Raw genomic sequence first — 694 nt, 5'->3', positions numbered from 1 at the left:
AGAAAGCATTCTCCTTCTGGAGGCCATCAGATCCTGCAATCGCAACAGTGTGGGATCTAGGACACCTGTTGATTTCAGTGAGTCCGCTTCACGGCAGGCATACTGGCACAGTCGTATACTGTCTATCCTGTCACTTTTACCCCGGGCAATACCAAAACTCCACTTTATATGGGCAGAATTACCGATATGGATAGGTAGTTTTTTATCACAGCAGAATGCCCAAAGCAAACGGTGGTATATCCCAGTATTCTCTATTACCAATAGAGTATTCTCATTGAGGGCAACTTTATTCTTTTTAAGCCAATCATGGAAATGTTTAAGTCCCTGGATACTGTTTTCAAAGCGTATGGTCTGGATCGGCTGCTTTTGGTGCTCGATCACGCACATTAGGGAAGCATCGAAATAGGGTTTCGATACGTCTATACCAATAAAGAATTTTGTCTTGCTCTCCATAGTGATTATTTTTATGTTTACTAACAGACACTAACTTTTTATGCCCCCATCGGCTCAAGTCCTTCATAATGGGTAACAAACCCTAATTGTTATTTGACCACTAAGGGAAAAAGCGGCAGTGGATTCGATCCAAAACTAGGTATAGAAACCTTGACAGCAACATAATGAGCCACTGCCGATAGTTAGTTGCCAAGACAAAATCGTTATCTGTTTATATAAAATCAAATCTAAAGGACAGCAA

Annotated in this window: 1 protein-coding gene; it reads right to left on the bottom strand. The window is 41.1% G+C overall.

Translation table 11 applies throughout. The annotated features are described in order from the left end of the window. Window positions 1–453: IS110 family transposase (locus H8B04_RS16880; RefSeq protein ID WP_190303069.1), on the bottom strand; the 453-nt coding region annotated here is incomplete at its 3' end. Window positions 454–694: the final 241 nt, after the last annotated feature.

The sequence above is a fragment of the Sphingobacterium litopenaei genome (assembly GCF_014692495.1).
In the GTDB taxonomy this organism is placed as follows: domain Bacteria; phylum Bacteroidota; class Bacteroidia; order Sphingobacteriales; family Sphingobacteriaceae; genus Sphingobacterium; species Sphingobacterium litopenaei.
The sequence above is the reverse complement of the archived record's forward strand: the minus strand, read 5'-3'. Positions and strand labels throughout refer to the sequence as shown.